The organism is Bradyrhizobium sp. (assembly GCF_019244115.1).
GTDB lineage: Bacteria > Pseudomonadota > Alphaproteobacteria > Rhizobiales > Xanthobacteraceae > Bradyrhizobium.
The window spans coordinates 1-18,679 of sequence record NZ_JAFATE010000586.1 but is presented as its reverse complement, the minus strand read 5'-3'; the positions used below and the strand labels follow the sequence as shown (position 1 = coordinate 18,679).

The 18,679-nt window shown below is 59.9% G+C and carries 18 protein-coding genes and 6 pseudogenes; 13 read left to right on the top strand and 11 right to left on the bottom strand.

Annotated features, from left to right (window positions below; all coding sequences use genetic code 11):
• The first annotated feature begins 130 nt into the window (after positions 1-130).
• Positions 131-304 carry a hypothetical protein gene (locus JOZ76_RS26140; RefSeq protein ID WP_291703532.1) on the top strand — a complete coding sequence of 58 codons (174 nt, stop codon included), beginning with the start codon at positions 131-133 and terminating at the stop codon, positions 302-304.
• A complete protein-coding gene (locus tag JOZ76_RS26135) occupies positions 288-668 on the top strand; it encodes a hypothetical protein (RefSeq protein WP_291703530.1) in 381 nt (126 codons plus the stop codon). Before JOZ76_RS26140 ends, JOZ76_RS26135 begins: the two co-directional genes overlap by 17 nt.
• On the opposite strand, the gene JOZ76_RS26130 is transcribed toward JOZ76_RS26135, so the two are convergent.
• The gene (locus tag JOZ76_RS26130) at positions 646-876 is read right to left on the bottom strand and encodes a DUF6894 family protein (protein ID WP_291703529.1); all 231 of its coding nucleotides are present in this window, start codon (positions 874-876) and stop codon (positions 646-648) included. The two genes, JOZ76_RS26135 and JOZ76_RS26130, sit on opposite strands and share 23 nt — an antisense overlap.
• 697 nt (positions 877-1,573) lie before the next feature.
• Here JOZ76_RS26130 and JOZ76_RS26125 point away from each other — a divergent pair.
• Positions 1,574-1,843: a hypothetical protein gene (locus JOZ76_RS26125; RefSeq protein ID WP_291703528.1), complete on the top strand. Its 270-nt coding sequence runs from the start codon at positions 1,574-1,576 to the stop codon at positions 1,841-1,843.
• A gap of 314 nt (positions 1,844-2,157) precedes the next feature.
• On the opposite strand, the pseudogene JOZ76_RS26120 reads toward JOZ76_RS26125, so the two are convergent.
• Positions 2,158-2,617: pseudogene (locus JOZ76_RS26120) on the bottom strand (carbon-nitrogen hydrolase family protein); the annotation flags it as partial.
• 219 nt (positions 2,618-2,836) lie between these two features.
• Here JOZ76_RS26120 and JOZ76_RS26115 point away from each other — a divergent pair.
• The 3 genes and pseudogenes from JOZ76_RS26115 (at position 2,837) to JOZ76_RS26100 (ending at position 5,876) form a co-directional block, all read left to right on the top strand.
• Positions 2,837-3,447: pseudogene (locus JOZ76_RS26115) on the top strand (tyrosine-type recombinase/integrase).
• A gap of 12 nt (positions 3,448-3,459) precedes the next feature.
• Positions 3,460-4,675, top strand: a pseudogene (locus JOZ76_RS26105) (IS91 family transposase).
• A 589-nt stretch (positions 4,676-5,264) separates the two neighbouring features.
• A complete protein-coding gene (locus tag JOZ76_RS26100; protein ID WP_291703526.1) occupies positions 5,265-5,876 on the top strand; it encodes a hypothetical protein in 612 nt (203 codons plus the stop codon).
• Positions 5,877-6,243: 367 nt separating this feature from the next.
• Here JOZ76_RS26100 and JOZ76_RS26095 read toward each other — a convergent pair whose 3' ends face one another.
• Positions 6,244-6,405 carry a hypothetical protein gene (locus JOZ76_RS26095; protein WP_291703525.1) on the bottom strand — a complete coding sequence of 54 codons (162 nt, stop codon included), beginning with the start codon at positions 6,403-6,405 and terminating at the stop codon, positions 6,244-6,246.
• A 455-nt stretch (positions 6,406-6,860) separates the two neighbouring features.
• Positions 6,861-7,100 carry a hypothetical protein gene (locus tag JOZ76_RS26090; RefSeq protein WP_291703523.1) on the bottom strand — a complete coding sequence of 80 codons (240 nt, stop codon included), beginning with the start codon at positions 7,098-7,100 and terminating at the stop codon, positions 6,861-6,863.
• A 173-nt stretch (positions 7,101-7,273) separates the two neighbouring features.
• Between JOZ76_RS26090 and JOZ76_RS26085 the strand changes: the two genes are divergently transcribed.
• Together JOZ76_RS26085 and JOZ76_RS38365 are read left to right on the top strand one after the other, a co-directional pair.
• Positions 7,274-7,474: a hypothetical protein gene (locus JOZ76_RS26085; RefSeq protein WP_291703522.1), complete on the top strand. Its 201-nt coding sequence runs from the start codon at positions 7,274-7,276 to the stop codon at positions 7,472-7,474.
• Positions 7,475-8,129: 655 nt separating this feature from the next.
• Positions 8,130-8,621, top strand: coding sequence for a hypothetical protein (locus JOZ76_RS38365; RefSeq protein ID WP_366113516.1), 492 nt, complete (start codon positions 8,130-8,132; stop codon positions 8,619-8,621).
• Between the two features lie 168 nt (positions 8,622-8,789).
• Here JOZ76_RS38365 and JOZ76_RS26075 read toward each other — a convergent pair whose 3' ends face one another.
• From JOZ76_RS26075 to JOZ76_RS26055, 4 genes and pseudogenes are all read right to left on the bottom strand, one after another.
• Positions 8,790-9,140 (bottom strand): response regulator, encoded by a 351-nt coding sequence (locus tag JOZ76_RS26075; protein WP_291703520.1) that lies wholly within the window; start codon positions 9,138-9,140, stop codon positions 8,790-8,792.
• Between the two features lie 667 nt (positions 9,141-9,807).
• Positions 9,808-10,065: a hypothetical protein gene (locus JOZ76_RS26065; protein ID WP_291703518.1), complete on the bottom strand. Its 258-nt coding sequence runs from the start codon at positions 10,063-10,065 to the stop codon at positions 9,808-9,810.
• Between the two features lie 715 nt (positions 10,066-10,780).
• The gene (locus JOZ76_RS26060) at positions 10,781-11,665 is read right to left on the bottom strand and encodes a hypothetical protein (protein WP_291703516.1); all 885 of its coding nucleotides are present in this window, start codon (positions 11,663-11,665) and stop codon (positions 10,781-10,783) included.
• A 1,090-nt stretch (positions 11,666-12,755) separates the two neighbouring features.
• Positions 12,756-12,941, bottom strand: a pseudogene (locus tag JOZ76_RS26055) (trehalose-6-phosphate synthase); the annotation flags it as partial.
• 983 nt (positions 12,942-13,924) lie between these two features.
• On the opposite strand from JOZ76_RS26055, the gene JOZ76_RS26045 reads away from it, so the two are divergent.
• The 3 genes and pseudogenes from JOZ76_RS26045 to JOZ76_RS26030 all read left to right on the top strand — a co-directional run bounded on the left by JOZ76_RS26045 (position 13,925) and on the right by JOZ76_RS26030 (position 15,501).
• Positions 13,925-14,158, top strand: a complete 234-nt coding sequence (locus JOZ76_RS26045) for a hypothetical protein (protein WP_291703512.1) — start codon at positions 13,925-13,927, stop codon at positions 14,156-14,158.
• A gap of 40 nt (positions 14,159-14,198) precedes the next feature.
• Positions 14,199-14,865, top strand: a pseudogene (locus JOZ76_RS38615) (SOS response-associated peptidase).
• A 318-nt stretch (positions 14,866-15,183) separates the two neighbouring features.
• Entirely contained in the window at positions 15,184-15,501 is a 318-nt protein-coding gene (locus JOZ76_RS26030; RefSeq protein ID WP_291703511.1) for a hypothetical protein, read from the top strand.
• Between the two features lie 35 nt (positions 15,502-15,536).
• On the opposite strand, the gene JOZ76_RS26025 is transcribed toward JOZ76_RS26030, so the two are convergent.
• The 3 genes from JOZ76_RS26025 to JOZ76_RS26015 all read right to left on the bottom strand — a co-directional run bounded on the left by JOZ76_RS26025 (position 15,537) and on the right by JOZ76_RS26015 (position 16,482).
• Positions 15,537-15,749 carry a hypothetical protein gene (locus JOZ76_RS26025; protein WP_291703509.1) on the bottom strand — a complete coding sequence of 71 codons (213 nt, stop codon included), beginning with the start codon at positions 15,747-15,749 and terminating at the stop codon, positions 15,537-15,539.
• A 198-nt stretch (positions 15,750-15,947) separates the two neighbouring features.
• Entirely contained in the window at positions 15,948-16,076 is a 129-nt protein-coding gene (locus JOZ76_RS26020; RefSeq protein ID WP_291703507.1) for a hypothetical protein, read from the bottom strand.
• Positions 16,077-16,266: 190 nt separating this feature from the next.
• The gene (locus JOZ76_RS26015; RefSeq protein WP_291703505.1) at positions 16,267-16,482 is read right to left on the bottom strand and encodes a hypothetical protein; all 216 of its coding nucleotides are present in this window, start codon (positions 16,480-16,482) and stop codon (positions 16,267-16,269) included.
• A gap of 324 nt (positions 16,483-16,806) precedes the next feature.
• On the opposite strand from JOZ76_RS26015, the pseudogene JOZ76_RS26010 reads away from it, so the two are divergent.
• Together JOZ76_RS26010 and JOZ76_RS26005 are read left to right on the top strand one after the other, a co-directional pair.
• Positions 16,807-17,022: pseudogene (locus JOZ76_RS26010) on the top strand (transcription elongation factor GreA); the annotation flags it as partial.
• A gap of 367 nt (positions 17,023-17,389) precedes the next feature.
• Positions 17,390-18,679: DUF1800 domain-containing protein (locus JOZ76_RS26005; protein ID WP_291703504.1), on the top strand; the 1,290-nt coding region annotated here is incomplete at its 3' end.

Sequence of the window (18,679 nt, the reverse complement as noted above, 5' to 3'; positions counted from 1 at the left end):
TGCCAACCCGCCCAAATCAAATATCGAGGGTGGGCCGGACAATTTAGGCCCGGCCATAACGGCGAAGGCGTCAAGCGAACATAGTCCGCTTGGCGCCTTTTTATGGATCGCAAAGCTCAGTTGTTGTTTTATGACCCAAAAAGCAAGTTGGTCGTTTGCCGAACAGCGCCGTCTGATTGAGCTGGCGCGCGCGTCAAAATCCCTGGACGACTTGGCGAAACTGACCGGACGGAAGCCGGTATCGATCAAAAAGGTGGCGCTGCGGCTCGGCATATCGTTGAAGCCAGATGCCAAGAAAGAGTAAGCCTTCGGCTAGCGGCTGGGACCGCACCTTCGATGATCCCATTCCGCTCCCTGATGGGCGCAAGCTGCGCACGCTGCCCGATGCCGGCAACTACATCGCAAAGCTGCCGAAGGCCGAGCATGATGCGGAGGAATGGGAAAAGGCCATCCGTGCATTGATGCTGGTCGCCGAGCACGGCGGCGACTCCATGTTGCCGCGTATCGGCATCATGCGGGGCGCTGCGTCGTCACCGCGAGCCCGAACCGACGGAGCGCAAGAAGCGGGAAGAAACATCGGATCATTCGGTGACGGTCTGACGATCCTTCGCGCACTTCTCACGTCGCTCTTTGCGCGGCACTACATCAGCTCGGCGCCTCTGCGATGACGCGAACAACATAGAGTGGACTAGCGAACTCGTCGGTGACTTCCAATCGCCACTCTATACCGGGCATGAGGTGACCATCTATGCTCTGGATCATCTGCCCAGTGGTCACCGTCGCCTCTTTCCAGGCGGAATGCTTGTCAGGAAGCTCCTCGCCTTCGTCGTCGATCAGGGTTCGGTCGTGATAGATGTTGAAGAAGTATTTTGGCATGACGCATGTCCCCGTAGTTATCGCCCGCGTCGCGGCCAACGTGTATGGAGCGACTCGCGTTTCCGGTAGGAACACGGAGACATTTGTAACGTTAAGTTGAGGCGTCCCCGACAAGCTAAAAACCGGCAGTTTTATCGACGTTGGCGACATTCCGCAGCGAGACGACGATACTTTTGCGTCTCGGTTGCTCTACGCTGTTGTGTCCTTACCTCGGCGGCTGCAATTCCTTCGAGGCGAGCCATCGTCCCGTTTCGGATGCGTCTACTGCGTCTGGGTTGGGGAACGGCTCCTGGGTCTTCAGGCGCGCAAGCGTATCTGGGCAAGCGAGTCTGAGAAATTTGCGACTTCGCGAGATGATGTCCCGATGCTCACCGTCTGCGTCGCTGTTGGTGCGGAAAAACCGGAATGGAGACCACATGAATGCGCTGCCTGGTCCTGCAAGGCGGGAGCGCAATTGGTCTCTCTGCCACCGACGCCTACGGACTGGGCACGGCCGGTGATACGAAGGACTATACGCCTCTCAAGCGAATGCCGTCTTTCACACATGTGGGCTGCCAAATGGGCAGTGGCACTGACCTAATCGCTCCCAGCTCCATTCGGCTCATGTGCGTGACACCGGGCAGAAAGTTCCAGTCCATGGATGGTAGTCTCCTGCCCGGTACATTTTATTAATTGTTTAAAGGGGGGAGCGCATCGGATGTCCAAGACTCCGGTTGATCCACGAACCGTAGAGATGATCCGCACTACAAAAGAGATCATCAGCGAACAGATTGAGATCGTTGCAAAAGCGGTGTGCGAGGGCGGCGAGATTGAGCGCGCGATGCGCGTGCTTGAAGGGCTGGCGAAAAGGCTGGCCTTACTGGAAATGAGGGGTCTTTTGCCCTTGGTCGTGAAGGGGCCTTCGCAGGGATCAGCGCCGCCGTCTTACATGCAATCGCCGTCGAGCGTGCCGACGTTCGACGAGTGAGTGCAAGTAGATCATCGCGCACCACGGAAGCTCGTCACCGCCGCGTATGAAGCGGGTGAAGAAGCACGGGATCATTCGATGACGCGCGCCCTTCTCGCCTTCGCGGTGCGCCGACGGACTGCACGGCTGAGCGCAGCCGCGACTATGTCCAGCATCTCCAGCCAGCCGATGCACGGCCGCCTGCGACATCAGCCGAGGTGGCATCTCAGCTGATCTGTCGTATAGTTCGCATCCATTGCGCGCCATGGTACAGAAGCGAACCAGTTCGGGTGGAGCGCAGGTTGTCGGCCATCTTGGCCGCCGACGTGGCCGGTTACCTTCCGCGCCGCCTCGGGAAAGTTCGTGTCGCAGCAAATGTTAACTCCGAAGCGTATTCAAAGATCTCGAAGACGTGGCTATCGCTTCCAGCGTCGAAAATTTGTTCACTACGGAGGAGATGCACCTTGCGATAGCCGATCAGGGCGCCATGATTCACCACGATGGCGGTGTTGAACAATCGCCCCTCTTTGGCCTCGATCAGCCCCATGACCATCATCGCTCCGGTTTTCGGAAACCGGTTCAGCACGGCCTTGAATGCAGGTAACGTGAGGTCTAGAGCGTTTCGTCGTGCCGGCGTCTCGTCTGTTAGATACCCCTGAAGGAAGCCTTCGGGAAAACACAGCAGCGAGGCACCTTCGGCTTCGGCGCGCGCGGCGACATCTGCTACGCAGTCCAATGCGGCCTCAATGTCTTCCCTGAACGGTCTGGGGCTGAGGCGATCCTCACGGTCTTCATAGCACGGGCAGGTTTCCTGAAACTCACGACCGTCCTTGCGCTTGACGATCGTCAAATTCGACGAGCGCACACCTCCAATCTGCTCTATTTTGGCTCGCTTTGTCGATCTCGTTAAATGACAGCTTCGGGTCACGTGCTGCCTTCCGCGTGACACTGCGGCGGCTGGACCTCGCGGCCGAGATCTATCACATCCGCGAGCCCCAGAAGATTCCGCAGGTGATGAGTCCGGACGAGACGCGTCGTGTGCTGGCCGTCGCCACGAGCCTCAAGGCCCGCGCAGCACTCAGTCTTTGCTATGGGTGCGGCCTGCGTGCCGGCGAAGTGGTCCGGCTGAAGGTCAAGCATATCGACAGCGCCCAGAAGATCATTCGTATCGAGCAATCCAAGGGCCGCAAGGATCGCAATGTCATGCTGTCGCCCGAGACGATTAATCTGTTACGGCAGTGGTGGAAAGCGCGCCGAGGTTTCGATGCACACACCCCCCTTCAAGAACGCTGGCTGTTTCCTGGGCGCAAACCCGGTATGCCGATGACCACCCGCCAGCTCAACCGGCTGTTCCACGAGGCTGCCGGTGGGGCCGGGATCAAGAAGGGCGTGACGCTGCATGCGCTCGCCACTCCTTTGCCACCCATCTGCTCGAGCGTGGTACCGATATTAAAATCATCCAGGCACTTCTGGGGCACGACAAATTGGATACGACGGCGCGCTACACGCGCGTCGCCACCGGCATGATCTCGAGCATCAAGAGCCCGCTCGACCTGCTGTCACAGCCTCGCAGGAAGCCTGGCAAGAAGCCTCCCACGGACGAGAAGGACCAGCCGCCGACATAACAGCCCGCGGTCATGTCTCGCCCGGTGCTGGAGGTCGCGGATATCTTCCGCGACCACGGAGCGGCGTGGCGTCGTGCCAATGTCGGCCACGTCAGCCTCGACCAGATGAAGGTGATGTCGACCATCGAACGCTGCCGAACGGCGGCGCTCAGCGGCCATGTTGCGCGCTGCGAAGATTGCCCGCACACGATCATCGCATACAACAGCTGTCGTAGTCGGCATTGTCCGAAGTGTCAGGGCACGGCCGCCAAGTAATGGCTCGTCGCGCGCGAGGCCGATCTGCTGCCGGTGCCGTACTTTCATGTGGTGTTCACGCTGCCGGCCGCCATCGCGGACATCGCCTATCAGAACAAGGCCGTGATCTACGACACCCTGTTCACGACCTCGGCCGAGACCATGACGACCATCGCGGCCGATCCCAAACATCTCGGCGCCCGCATCGGCATCACCTCGGTGCTCACACCTGGGGCTCGGCGCTGACGCACCATCCCCATGTCCACATGATCGTGCCGGGCGGCGGCATCTCCATTGATGGCACGCAATGGGTACCGTGCAGCCCAGACTTTATCCTGCCCGTGAAGGTTCTCTCTCGCCTGTTCCGGGGATTGTTCCTGGCCAAGCTCGTCGCCGCCCACCGGGCCGGCCGTCTCAAGTTTTTCGGCGTCCACGCCCGCCTCGGTAACATCAGAGCCTTCAAGGCGTATCTGGCGCCGCTACGCAAGATCGATTGGGTGGTCTATGCCAAGCGGCCGTTCGGCGGCCCCAGGGCCGTGCTCGCCTATCTGTCGCGCTATACCCACCGGGCCGCCATCTCTAATCGCCGCTTGATCGCGGCGACCACACCGGCGTCACCTTCCGGTGGAAGGACTACCGGATCGAGGGGCCTGGGCGCTATCAGACCATGACGCTGTCGACCAACGAGTTCATCCGACGCTTCCTGATGCACGTGCTGCCCGGGGGCTTCCACCGCATCCGGCACTACGGACTGCTGGCCAGTGGCAGCCGCGCCGCCAACATCGCGCGGGCCCGCGAGCTGCTTGCCGTGCCGGTCCGCTGCGAATAGCAAGATATCTCAGAGGGCCCCAGCGGCCGACCAACCCCGCTGCTGCCACGACCGTGCCCCTGCTGCGGCGGACGCATGTTCATCATCGAGACCTTCGCACGCGGCAGCAAGCCAAAGCACCGACCAACGCCGCCGTCGGCCGCGATCAGGATCGACACCTCATGATGCTGTCATCACCGATCCAGCACCGCTCCAAAGCGCACTACTTTGGCCGGCTCTCGCCCGGCAGCACACCCGCTTGCGCCGATCAGCAAACTGGCCCGTGACCGTAGCGCAAATCCCGTCGAGCAACGTGCGATCAGCTCGTTCGCGCCAGCACGCACGCCCAAGATTCCAGCTAAAGCGATCCGATCGCCAGCGTCGGCTCAACTTCCCCCACACTCACGTCGACGCCGAATCCCCATAGCCCCGCTGCACTATCGGTGCCTCACACCCCGCGATTTCGTGCCTTGGCGCTTTTCGGACGCCGGCTGTCCCCGCGCGGGGATGGTCTCAGCATGTCGGCATCCGAAAACCTGCACAATAGCGGAAATCGTCGCTCAATTCGATCACTTCTCGGCCCCTCCGAGCAACGGCGCAGAAGTCGCCAAATCCGATTTTCTTCGCAGCTGTGGCGTCAAAAAAACTGCACAACTCCGGACTAAGCATCTTGGCAAAGCGTGCGCGATGTCCGCGGCATGACATTGCACTTTCGTGTAGTGGCCCGATGAAACCGAGTGTGATCTCCCGGCGGTCGAGGTGGGCGATCCTAGGAATGGTCGCATCAATCGCGTTTGCGCTGGTTGGTGTTCGCTCCCTTCGGGAGCCGTTTCTGAGAGCCGCAGGATGGGCGCTCGTCGCAAGCGAACCCGTCGCGCCCGCCGACGTTATCGTCCTGTCGCTTGATTCGGGTGGCGCCGGGGCGCTCGAAGCGGCGGACCTCGTGCAAAGTGGCATCTCGAAGCGCGTTGCGGTTTTTGTGGACCCTCCGAGTTTAGAGGACCGTGAGTTCGCTCGTCGGGGGCTCCTTTACGAGGATGAGGGCCAAATTCGCCAATTGAGGTCGCTTGGCGTGCCAGATGTCGCGCGAATCCCCACAATTGAAGGAGGATCAACCGAAGGTGAAGGTCAGGCGCTTCCGCCCTGGTGCGACGAACATCAGCTGCAATCCATTGTGTTCGTGGCCGACAAGGATCACTCGCGACGAGTGCGGCGAGTGCTCGACCGAACCATGAAGGGCCATTCGACGCGCGTCATGGTTCAGCCCGCGCACTACTCAAACTTTGACCCCGACCGATGGTGGGAAACACGCCGCGGAGTGGCGGCAGAACTCGTCGGGCTGCAGAAACTTTTGCTCGACGTCGCGCTGCACCCGATGTCATTTTGATTACCGAGCCTTTTTCGGGGATGCCTTGAATCCTGCTTGACACTAGACGCCAGTGATCGAGCAGTTCCCTTGAATCGACCTCCCGGCGTCGCGGCAGCTCACGTCCAGTTCCAAGTTGTGCGCAGCCGTCATCTTGGGGAACTCACATGGTTACGTCGCTCCAGCCGGCTTCGCTACCAGCAACATCTGATTCCTGGCCGAAGTCGCTTAAGGGTCAAAATGCGAAGGCTCGCAACGAGCACATGTGGTCCGGTCTTGCTCAGAGATCCGGCCTCACAGACATGCTGAATCGGCAACAAGATCGCGCTGCCGTTGCGTTTTTCGGCGGTCGGCTCGTCATCGATTGGCAGGACGAATAGCGGGTTAATCACCAATCGGCGCGCAGCTCAGGCGGAGCGTCCGTTATGCCGAGTCGCTCCGCGTCGCGGCCTAACAAAAACATGATCCCGAGCAGCACATCCTCATCGAACTCGGCTTTGCGGATGACCTCGACTATCGCCTGATACCCCTCCCGAGTCATCGCCGGCATACGCGCAATTTTTCGCTCGAGCCTGAGGGCCTTCTCGGCAGTGCCGCCAATAGCTGGATCTTCATCGTCGAGGCGCCCGCCTCACGCCACACGTCTCTCCACTCTTCGATCGCTGTGAGAAGCGCGGCGTCAGGACTGTCGGTCATTGCCCCTCCGGGTGTTGCGGCTGAGAAACTGTACCGGCCGGCTACAGTTTCGGGCAACGGGTCGATTGACCAGCTGGCAAAACTGTCGGTCTTCCCGACAGTTCTTGCAAAATGCTGCGTACGTGCAGGAGATTGAATGCCCCAAGCAAAACCCCGCCCCACACCGATCGCGCTGCTTTTGGGGTGCGGAGATCACGATCGCGGACATGGACGAGCACATCTACGCCGTGACAGGCCGTTATCATGGCGACTGGGGGACTATCCGCAGGTCGCGCCGAGATGTTCTGGCTCGCTGACGGAGATTGGCTCTCAGTTTTTCCCCTGGAGGCGGCGGTCACGGCGGCGCTGGTGGTCGTGGCTCCAAAAGTTTGCCTCCTCCTCCTCGTATGTATCCCATTGCTCGTCCGTGAACATGGCGTGCAAATCCACCTCTAGCTGGTCCTTGGCGTCTTCTAGCGCAGCCGTTACGCGCAAGAAGGCGCCCACGCTCCCTGAGTTCGCTGCGAGTTGTTTGTGGATCAATTCCTGAAGCTCGTCCTCGAAGGTCACGACGCCTCCGACTACAATGCAACAATCAACACCTATTGCGTCGTTGGAGACAGGGACGCGGTTCTCTATAACTCGTTAACAAATTGTTTCATGTGCTCTGGACCGTCAGCAGGTCGCCCCGCCCGTCAGCCGGCCCAGCACATCTAAGCCGCGCGCATGGAGCCCTAAGTCGCATGAAGTTCGTCGGCAATCATCCCTTCGCCGATCCCGAGACCGCTGCGCGGAAGCTGATGGAGATCGCCAATGCTGTCGAGCTGCAGGACGGCCGCATTCACATCGAAAAGTTCAATTGGCCGTTCCTGTCCGAGCTCAACCACAGCCGGGCCGAGTACGGCGCCGGCCTCAGGCTCGCCATTGAGCGTGGCTGGCTGTGATGGCTGCACGAGAGCGGGACCTATGCGAAACTCACCGATGCCGGGGCTGCGCTGTCTGTCTGAAATAGTTTCAGCTAATATCACCATCAAGAAGCCGGCATCGAAGACCACCCGTCTGATTTAACTTGGCTATTTAATTCGGGTGATGTGTAGAGGCACGGATGCCTCAGTGGCGCACGTGTGTTACTTTCAAGGTGCTTCGAAAAGCAAAATAGAAAGGAGGTTTTATGAGTCGCTTCGTGCTTAAGGTCGCACAGTTGGACCTGGACATCGCCGACCCCAGACTGGCTGGGACCGGCGCTGCCATCGTGATCGTCGTCCTGTGCTTCGTAAAGCTTGCCACCGCTTACGTGTTCTAGGATACGCCCAGAACCATCAAGGTGTCACGCCGCGGGCTGCAACCCTTCGCGTGACGCCACCCTTGACATACCGGATTTCGCGCTCCAAGCGGCAATTTTACGCATGCCGCGATGTGAGTTCAGAGATCTGTGAGTTCGCGAGAGGTCGCGCACCATTAGCGGCGCGCGACCAGAACGCGCTGACCGCTCAGAGAAAGAGGACAAAGATACCAAATGAAGTTCGTTCCCGATCGCTCGTATGCTGACCCGGAAGTTGCCGCACGCAAGCTGCTGGAGCTCCCAACGCCTTCGAGCCAGTGCAGGACGGCCGCATCCACATCGAGAAGATCAACTGGCCGTTCCTGTCCGAGCTCAAGGGCACCCTGGCCGAATACCGCGCCGGCCTCAAGCTCGCGATCGAGCGCGGCTGGCTGTGGATGCACGAGAGCGGGACGTATGTGAGGTTCACTCAGGCTGGGCAGATCCTCGATATCGGCTTCCGACCATGGCTTGCCGCCGTTGAGATCGGGCTTGAAATTGCGTGGAGGCAATGGCGCTCTGTTGCGCATCGCGTCCTTCGATCCTTTCGTGTAGACCATGGGTTTGCGCTCACCGGCGACGACGGGGCCGGGGCGCCGCCGCTTGGCCGTTATCTTTCGCTTCGACTTGGCCTTCATACGCCCGAACGCTTGACCAAACGCTCGGTTCGCTTCGCAGGCAGTCGGTCGGCCAAATCAGGCATGTATCGCTCCACGAGTTGCCGCGTGGCGTCATCGATCCATTCGATGTTCTCAAATGCAGCAATCTGATCGTGCAGCTCACGCAAGTCTTCCGCACTCATGGGCTTGCCGTCCGGAAGCAGCGGCGTTTGCTTGGTTTGATGCGATCCATGCGGTCTCCTGATTGAGCCTACGCTCCGGCAGGTGCATCACATCCCCGACCAGGGCGGACCTCGAGACCGCTGAAGCCCTCTCTCGTCAGGCCCTCCTCATTGCCGCGTCGATAGCGGCTGACAGATGCGAGATCTGAAAAGGCTTCTGCAAGTGCCTTCGGCCGGCAAGGCCAGTCGGCAGACCGTGTTCCCCGTAGGCGCTGGCAAGAATGATCGGAAGTCCTCGCTGGTCAACGACATCGGCTATTGGCTCAGCGGTGTACTTGCCTAGGTTGATGTCCAAAATCGCGAGGTCAAAATCGATAGTTCGGGCGAGGCGAAGCCCCTCCTCGACTGTCCCGGTCTCGGCCGCGATCCCATGCCCGAGCTCTTGGACCATGTCGGCCACTAACATGCGGATCAAGACTTCGTCTTCGACCAGGAAAATCGAACTCATGCTACGCGCCCAACTACTGCCGCCCTGCTCCCTTGTAAGCGTGGAAACGTACAAAGGTTCCGCCTCGCCTCTCCCGCCCAGCACGAGCTTTGCAGCTCTGGGAGGAGAACAAGAATCTGCTTTTTATGCTTATACTTATGCGCCGGGCGAAGCCCTGAAACTCTCCCGATGTGCGGACGTTAGGTGTCCACGGGCAAAGGCGCCTTCCCACCCCATCAGTGTGGTCGCAACGGCTTGCCCGTCGGGCATTTCCACCATGAAAACGATCGCACGGCTATGGGGAAAATAAACCTCATTAAGCTCGTCGCCCGACCGCACCAAGACGTCGTCGGGTTCGAACGAACTTTGTGGAAGTGGGGCGTGAGCAGGCCGAGATCCGCCGGCGGCAACGCCGCCAATGTCAGTTGACCTAACGGAACGCGCGAGGACGGCACACGCCTCTTTCGCGTAGCCGAGCCGCTCGGCGATGGCTCACATAGTATCTTCCGATCCACCTAGTGCGATGCGCCCATCATCCCAACGCCAGAAAGCGAGATCGGGCCGCAAGCTTCAGGACGCATGGTGTGGTGGCATTCGCACGCAACCGCGGTGGGCCACGATCGATCGATCTCGCCCCGTCGGTCAGATCTGATCGCGCCCGACGCGCGCAAATTGCGCATCAGGAGCGTCACCGTCGGTCGTCGCCCAACCGAGTATTTTGCGCCAGCGCTTCCTGGGTGAGCAGTAGGACGTCGTGGCCGATGCGGTCGCGAAGATGCAGCCGCCAGCGTGCCAACCGGGCTTCGACCGGATGCAGCGCATTGCAGGCTGCGCCGAGTTGGAACTGTGTCAGCACCGCACTGACACGAGCCTGGAGCGCATGCCGGATCGCGGGACTGCTGTTGAAGGCGGCGCAAAATCGGAAGGCGGCGATCCGCGAGCCCACCGCGCCCAATCGTAGCCGGGGCAACCGTCTGCCCGTTCGCCATCTCGATCATCAGAGAGATGGCGCCGTCATGAGGAAAGAACACATAGCCGACCTCGTCACCTGCTCGCACCAGAACCGCGTCCTGATCGAAGCTCGCTCCCAATCTGATCCAAGTCCGCGGGCGGCAGTGCTGCCAGAAGGCGGTTACGAGTTCCACCGGTACACGTCACGGCCGATAACCCACGGTGAGGCATCCGCCGCGTTCTCGGCGCATAGGTAACATCGTGCGGCAGGTCACAAGAGTCCAGTTTCCGCTTTGGCCGCAGTGCTTCGCGTCTCAAGAATGCGGATCGCGCCGCCGTGAGAGCTCGGAGGCTGAGAGCACGTTGTTGCCGGGCAAGATTTGCATTTGAATGGGGCACGCATCTACCCCGATTTGCTTTGCAGCTCGTCTTGCCAAGGTCGAAAGACAGCATGGCCAATATGGGAACGAGCAGCAGCGGGACCGCTTGGTGCCAACCGACCCAGGCAACTAGGGGAGCGCTACGGCATGTACCCCCGTCAAACCGGTCTGATTTTCCCGATGGAGTTCTCGGGGAAGTGGCAGTTTGCTCTATCCTGACGACGGGTGAAGGAATTGAGATGGCCTTTTAAGTCCAAAGATTTGCCCTGCCCCAATCGACCGGAAAACCCAAGAGGGTCCTAGTTGCGGGAGCCCGCAACAAACGCCCCCTTAGATTGCCGGCCTTCCTAAAGAGCCTTTCCTCCGCCGCCGGCCGATTGAACGAAATTCGGACTGAAGGCAAAAGACGGTTCCGGATTCCGTCGTCGGCGATGGCCGCGAGCTCCGTCCTCCGGTGGAGAAATCGCCTGACCAGCAGCGCGCCCGACGAGTCTGGCTCGCCCCTAGGAGGGAGACGAGCCCCAGCCCTATCAGTAGCGTGCCGAGCCAGGATACTGTCCACTCCCGCCCTTCATCGCCCGCCTCAGTGATGGGAATGGCTGCCCGGGCCGGCGAAGGCACGGAGGTGGCAACCGCGTCGCTGCTGGCGGGCGGCGCGGCCGCCAGGAGCGCCTCCACGTCGACCTGGCGCGGCGCGGGATGGTTTGACGTGAGCTGGTCGATAGCGGGCTTAGCGATAGCGGGCGCCGGGGGCACGAGTGCCGCCGCCCCTGTAGTGGGGTCGGGAGCGACATCGACGACTTTGATCTCGGGCGCGGGCGGCGTCGGCTGGGGCGTTTCCGCCTGCGCCGAACGCAGCAGCAGCTCACGGGCATCCACGACTGCCTTCCGCTTGCGAAGAGCGGTCTCATTCTCTCTGGGAGCGGCGACATGCTTCTTCGCGGCGTGATGACTAACCGGCTTCTTCACCGTCGCAATCTCCTCGGCGGCCTGGAACCAGCATCTGCGGTGGCCATCGAAACGATAGACCCAGTGCTGCCCGTCGGCCGTCGACTTGCCGGGTTGCGGCAAGCACTCCTCTTCAGCGGGAGCGGACGCAGTGGCTTCCGCGGGAGCGGAACTGAATAAGGCATCGAAGGGATACGAACATGCAGGTGACATCGAGAGACCTGCGAAGAGAAAGGCGGCCAAGCAAAATCGCAAATGACCGGACATGAAAACCTCCGGTGTTGCGCCCCACCCGCGAACACCTTTGGCCGCGACCTGGGTCGCAATGCGACTTAAGTCTGGCAACGCGATGGATTCATTCGGGCCTGGAACCGAGATCTTGACCCGAACTCAGAGCCATGAGGCAGATCGACATTCGGCTGTTTCCTGCTGCGTCAGCAGCCTCAGAGCGTCGCCCGCGCCGCCTAAGCGCAATCAGTCATCCACTCAAGACGACCTAACCAGGGCCACCACCGCATGCGTACTCAGAAACTCCCGTTCAGGCTGCACGTCCGCTTTGCGCCAGTGCACAAAGTCGCTGCGCTCCAGCCCGCTGCGCGGCGGCAAGAGCCGAGAGATCGGTAGTTCGTTGAGAGGATCCCAATAGCCGTTGGAGAGCCCCGTCCTGAGAATCGAGGTGTCGTCAACCTCACCCAGGACCGCGGCCTTGAGGTTCGCCCCGCCACAACCGCAGCGGCGGCGTGAGCGTTCGCTGCTGCCGACGCTGGACCGATGATCAGGACGGCGCCGATCAGCGCCGTGCCGAGTTTGCTGGTGGTCCCGTACGCGCTCCGCATTCTCATGACACATCTTGCCTTCTGCTCGAGGTCCCCGCCCCGATAGACATGCGCAACTCACTCTGGACCGCGCCTCTATCGCTCGATCTTCGTGATCGTTTCTCGTTCTGATCATTGCGATACGTAACGTTATAATATGCAGCAATTTGGGCTCATGTGCTGAAGTCGTGTCTCATCCGCAAATCTCTCTGAGGGTTCAGGAGCTCTCGGCTCAGCGGAAACCGTTCCGCCGCGCGAAGACCTCAACGGCGGGCGTTCGCTGATGGCTGATCATGAGCCCGACCAGGCGGCCGCTGTTCTGACGATGGCATCCGCGCTTTGATCGGTTCGATGCATCGGGAATGCTTGGGCGGGACGTGTCCGATTGGGTCGAAACATCCGCTCGACCCTTGCGGCGCGACGACCATACCCCATTTCAGCCCGCGGCCGTCATGCTCCGATGACGGCGCCGATCGCGCCGAGCCGTGGCGGCATCGCCGGGTCCGGCAGCTCCGGCTCTGCCGGGACCTCTGCGTTCCCCTCCTCAAGGCGCGGACAAAGTCTGCAAACCAGCGCTGAATGGACTGGGAGCGCAGTCTTTGCATCATCGCCTGAAAACGTAACCGCCGCTCGGCGAGCGGCATTGACATGGCCGAAGCAATCGCGCGTGCCATGCCGTCGACGTCGTTCGGGTCGACGAGCAGCGCAGCATCGAGTTCGCGCACGGCGTTTTCACACTGCCAGGGTCGAGAGCAGCCCTTAAGGCGAGCGCGGCGCTCCGTCCGGTGTATCCCTCACTCCAGTCCTCCCAACTAAGCCCCGCCGAAGCAACTCCCGATATCGATCTCCGTCATCCATTTCGCCCGCGCGAGGTGACTGTCATACGCCCGCCGTCCCCGATCAGGCTTCCCCCTCGGCGTCAACATGCAGCACGATCCGCGAGACCTCGCCATGAAAGTGTCCGCGCCAGCGCGCTGAAGGCCGGCGCGGCCTGCTTCCTTGCCAAGCCATTTGCCATGCCGAAGCTGATTGCATGCGTTGATGCTGTCCTAGCGTCCAGGGCCGATGGGCACGCTGATCGTTCAGTGCACTGCCTACCAGAAGGACCCGTTGCCGGGATTGCTCGAAGACTGTTGCAACCGCGCAACCACTCTTTCTGCTTACAGTTGTATGCTGTCATCAGACTGAGGGTCTTGATAGTGTTCGACGTATATTTAAACAGTAGGCGCGATTTGCTGGTCGTGCGTAAGGGATTGCCGTTCCCTCTTGGCCGCCCATCATATAAGTGGCGCAAAAGCAAGAAGAGGGTAGTGATGGTCAGCGAGGAGATTAAGCAGGCCGTTCAGAGGCAAGGCTACTACTTGCGCAAACGGAAGGCTTTGAAGAAAAGCTAGTCTGGCAACTTTTGGCAGCGAGCCTCCTTACAATGACCTGGCGCTACCTCATGCTGATATTCATCCTCGGCGAAGCCCTCGTCGGCATTGTGCTCCTGTGGTATAGGCAGCGCACCGGCCGGCGGGCAGCCATCGATAGAGCGTAGCCATCTCGTGACGCTGCGCACCACTATGATTTCGGCGAGCAATCCGCCATCACGTGGTGGCCGGGAGAAAGGTGATGCCTCAGACAGAACTCGTCGAAGAGATCGCCACATGGGGGGCGGCCGGTTTTGCCCTGATTGCTGCCCTTCTCTGCCTCTTTGCATCCAAGGTGAGTGGCGAAACCGATCCAGCGGCAATACCCGGAGATTGATCTAGAGCGTCCCAATGACAATATTTCGGTCGATGACGAGAAGGGTCCGCAGATCGTCACGGCGCAAGGAGCGAAAGCTATCGACGTTCTTGAAACTGCTCGCGCTCAATCTCGATGGAACAGCTATGCAGCGGCAGCCGCGTCTCTATCGGCGATCTTGCAAGCGTCAGCGCTCTTGTTGACCAAGCTCAAGTAGGTACATCAACCAAGCCGCGATCATCGCGCTATTCCGCGTGATCAACAGGTACGTCGGCAACCTACCGCCTATGCCGGGCGTGTTTCCTGACTATCCCGCGCCTGCGATCCGCAACACCGACACGGGCACCGAGATGGTGACGATGCGCTGGGGCATGCCGCCCCCGCCGAGCATTTGATCGGTTTCAGGCGTACAAGGGCGAATTGAGGGCGAGCACCGATCCCTCCATATCCTTATGGTTGTTCCGCCTCAAAATAAACGCAATCTAACGTTGCGCTAGTAAGACAGTTTTTTGCTTTTTAGCGGCCAGGTTTTTAGGCAAAACTATGGTCAAGCGTTCTTTGATTAGGGCATCTCTCTACATCGCGTTGTTCGTCACGGCGCTGCTGATTGGCTGGTTTTCGGTGTCTATGGAAGACGAATGCCAGGCCCATACCAATCCCAGCGTCTGTGGGAAGAACCCGTTCGATCAGAGGGCTTCCGCTGTAGAGCCGTCCTAGCCCTCGCCCGTCGGAGCTAATCGTCACGAACGCGATCGTCGCGCCGATCCATCCGAAGGCGATGCCGGTGATCCTGCCACGGACCAAGAGCGAGATGTCTGGATGCGCGCCCCCTGGGATGAGGCGAAGGCGCTGCAGCGGCCCTTACCCGATGATGTGATCAGGATCGTAATGCGTGGTGACAAGGAAGATCAGGCAGCGGCATAGCGATCAGCCCGTATGACGCGTAGACGGCCCCAGCCGTTTGGGCCGACTAAGGCCGCCCAATTGGAGCGAGGTCAGCGGCTCTGGGGATAAGGCCAAGACCCTAGTTATACTATTCGAGCGCCGGACGCTGTCCTTAACCCATGGGTTTCTGCGGCGGCTTTGCTATCAAGATTACCAGCCAGCCATCCGGCGTAATGGGATAAGGTTGACGTTGGGACACCTCAAGGACACGCTGATCAGGTTCAGCGCAGCACCGATGCACGTAAGCTAAGTTTGCTTCTATGTTTTTCATTAATCGATTTGATCGAGGAGTTCAGTATGCGTACCTCGCCTTCATTGGTGCCCCGTGCGGGCGATCAAGATACGTACCTCGTTTTAGACGATTTTGGGGGCGGCATCGGACCAGCTTGGCGCGAGACCGATGAAGAACGCGCCGATCGCGAGACGCTGATCCGTGATTTCTTCGCAGGCGAATATAGCAACCCGGTTCGCATCGTCGCCTTCAATACTGCTGAAGGCTGGTCCCGTGACGTGACGGTCGACATCGCGGATGAGCTGCGACGACGGTGCGTTGAGTGCGAAGAGATACCGGAGATGGTTCTGCAGTTCGTGGAAGCTGCCAATCGTCATCACTAGAGCGCCGACTGAGGCGGGCCTTTTATTTGTCCCTGCTAAGCTCTCTGACGGCCAACTCCGAAAATTGCAATCGCGTCGGTCGCGCCGCACCTATGAACATCGATAATCTTGCGGGCTACAGCTTCGCACAATGGATCAGCGCGATCCACCACGTTCAGGCGTTGCAGTGTTCGTCGATATGCCAGTTCGAGCAGCTGCTGCTCTTGCACGTCCAATTTGCTGTCCTCGAGCAAGCGTTGGATGGTCATCTTGGTCCCCCCACCCATTTGTCCCTAGCTAACACGGTTCTCCTTCTTCAGTAGAAGAAGCATGCACCTGAACACGATCGCAAGCAAAACAAAACGTGGCGAAAATGGCCGCGGAAAGTCCCGACAATTCAGATGCCGACCGCAAAAAGAGGCGGTCGCAACGAGCGATCGCCTTTCAACGCAGGCAGGAAATCGAGATCACGCCGCAAGGCGCTGCTCGGCCTCTTCCGGCTTGGCCTCGATGATCCGCCGCAGCTCTTGTGCCCACGCTTCTATGATCTTCCGCTTTTGCGGCAGGCGGTGGCTATGGATGTAGCCGAGCGTCACAACTGGTGCTCGCGGGCCTGCCGTCCGCGCCCCGGGCACGCGCTCGCCCTCGAACGTGTGTCCGAGCGCGATTGAGATATGTCCATGAACCCGCGCTCGACCAACAGCGTTGCCGCCGTGTGTCTGAAATCCTGCGGCTTGAACACCTGATCGTTCTCAAAGTTCCCTTCCGCATTGCGTTCGAACACCATCAATTCCCACAGGCTCGTTCGGCCGCGGTCGTTGCCACGGAGCGCGGCATTGCATCGCTTTCCGACGCACCGGCTTGTCGGCGTGGATCGGGCTCTTGAAAACAAAACTGCTGGCCGTCGTCGGTCAGTGCCGCCTTGATGATCTCAACGGCCAGCGTCGAGAGCGCCATCACAACCGGCGTGCCGATTTTGACGCGCTTGGCCGGGATGAGCATGCGCGGGTTCTCACCGTCGAGATCGACGATCTCATTGACGTGCAGCGCCGCACCTCATCGGTACGCCGCCCGGTGGCGAGCGCAAACTTGAAGAGCAGCCGGACATGGAGCGACAGGCCGCCGAGTTCAGTACCATCGAGCAGAAGCCAGAACGCTTTGATTTCGTCGGGGGTCATCGGGCGCTCGCGGCCCGGCTCTTTTTCGAGCGGCTCAAGGGTCTCACACGGATTAGTCGTCACTTGGATCGAAGCGATTGTGGCCCACGTCGCTTCCGCCCCGGGGTGGCGCTAACGAAGCGCTCCGCACACTCAAAAGGAGCCGGACTTGAGCGTTGCTCTTACCAAGGAAGACAGTGCCGAAACTGCGTCGGAGACCCTCCTGCCCGACCGTCCACTTTCATCTCATCCGAACCACCTTTCGGAAGCGGGATTGAAGGCTCTGGAATTTCAACTCGACCAGGCCCGCGAGGCGTATGAGATTGCGCAGAAGATTGAGGACATCAACGAACGACGGCGGCAATCAGCAATCCCCTTGGGGGATATGCCCGCACCAAGATTCCAGAACGTGTTTCTCCTCGACGCGCTCCCGGTCCGATATCGCGTCGTTGAACGGGGCCAGGATTGGTTTCATTTTGAGCCGCGGTAGACATCATCAGGCACACGCCGCCTTCTGACTTTCTGAGACATTTGGACTCTTGCTCGAATCCATCATGGGTCAGTGTCAGCTAACAACGCGCCAAGAACAGCGCTGGCCAATCAAATTTGGGCCGCTTTGCGCCAAGAAATGCCGCTCCGGCGAGGTCGCGTTTCGATGTCCGGATTTGAAGTGTTTCGGATGCCGGCCGCATCACAGCGCCGCTTGCGCTGGGGCCGGCGTCTGCAGCCCTCAACGGTAGAAACCGCGAGGATTGAGCGACCCCTGCAATCGTTCTTCCGGCCGTGGCCACGATGAAACATTTCCGAACGCACGCGCCGTTGTCGATCACGTTTCGGTGTCGGCCGCTGGAGCCACCTTCTGTCTGCTTTTGTTCAGAGATTGTTCAGAGCAATTTGGCTCTATTGCCGGCGGCGCGGCACCGTTCCGGATCAAGGTAGGCCTCCGGATCGGTGTGGAATCAAATGACGATCATTTGAGCAGACAGATGGACAAGCTGGAAAGATCGATCCAGGTCCGGCTTTGCGGGTGGATGACCGCGCTGGCCATGTTTGCAGCGTCCAGTGTCGACGCCGCTGAGTTGAAAACCACCGATTTCACGCTAATCGACCGGCTGACCTGGGGAGTAACGCCCTCCAGCGCAGAGCATCTCAAGGCGGTCGGCGTGGACCGTTGGATTGAAGAACAGCTCCATCCGCAGGCCACCCTTGCGCTGCCGCCGCTGGTGCAGTCGCAGATCGAGGGGATGCCTGACGTCCACAAGTTTCCGTTTGATATCGCCGTTTCCTTCGACCAGCAGGCCAAGTCGGCAAACCAGGTTGCCGATCCTGATCAAAAGAGAGCGGCGCAGCAGGTCTTTCAGCAGGCCATGAATGACCGTGCCCGCCAGGCCGCCGCACGCACCATCCTTCGGGCGCTATATGGGCCCGATCAATTGCGGGAGCGGATGGTCTGGTTCTGGTTCAATCATTTCAATGTTCACCAGTACAAAGGCAACATCCGCATTCTGGTCGGCGATTACGAGGATCGTGCGATCAGATCCTACGCCATGGGTCGCTTCCGCGATCTTTTATCGGCGACGCTCCACCATCCGGCGATGCTGCGTTATCTCGACAATGCCGACAACGCGGTCGGCCATATCAACGAAAATTACGCGCGCGAGATCATGGAATTGCACACCATGGGTGTCGGTTCGGGATACACACAAGCCGACGTGGAACAACTGGCCCGCATTCTGACCGGCGTCGGGATCGACCTGCAGCAGGAAGATCCCAAGCTGAAACCGGAGCTACAAAACCAACTCGTCCGCGAAGGTGCATTCGAGTTCAATCCGGCGCGGCATGATTTTGGTGACAAGTTGTTTCTTGGTCATGCAATCAAGGGACGCGGGTTCGCGGAGGTCGATGAAGCGCTCGACATCCTGTGCCGGCAACCTGCAACCGCCACGCACCTCTCGCAAAAACTGGCGACCTACTTCGTCAGCGATACGCCGCCCGCCGCTCTGGTCCAACGTATGGCCCAGACCTTTCAGAGGACCGATGGC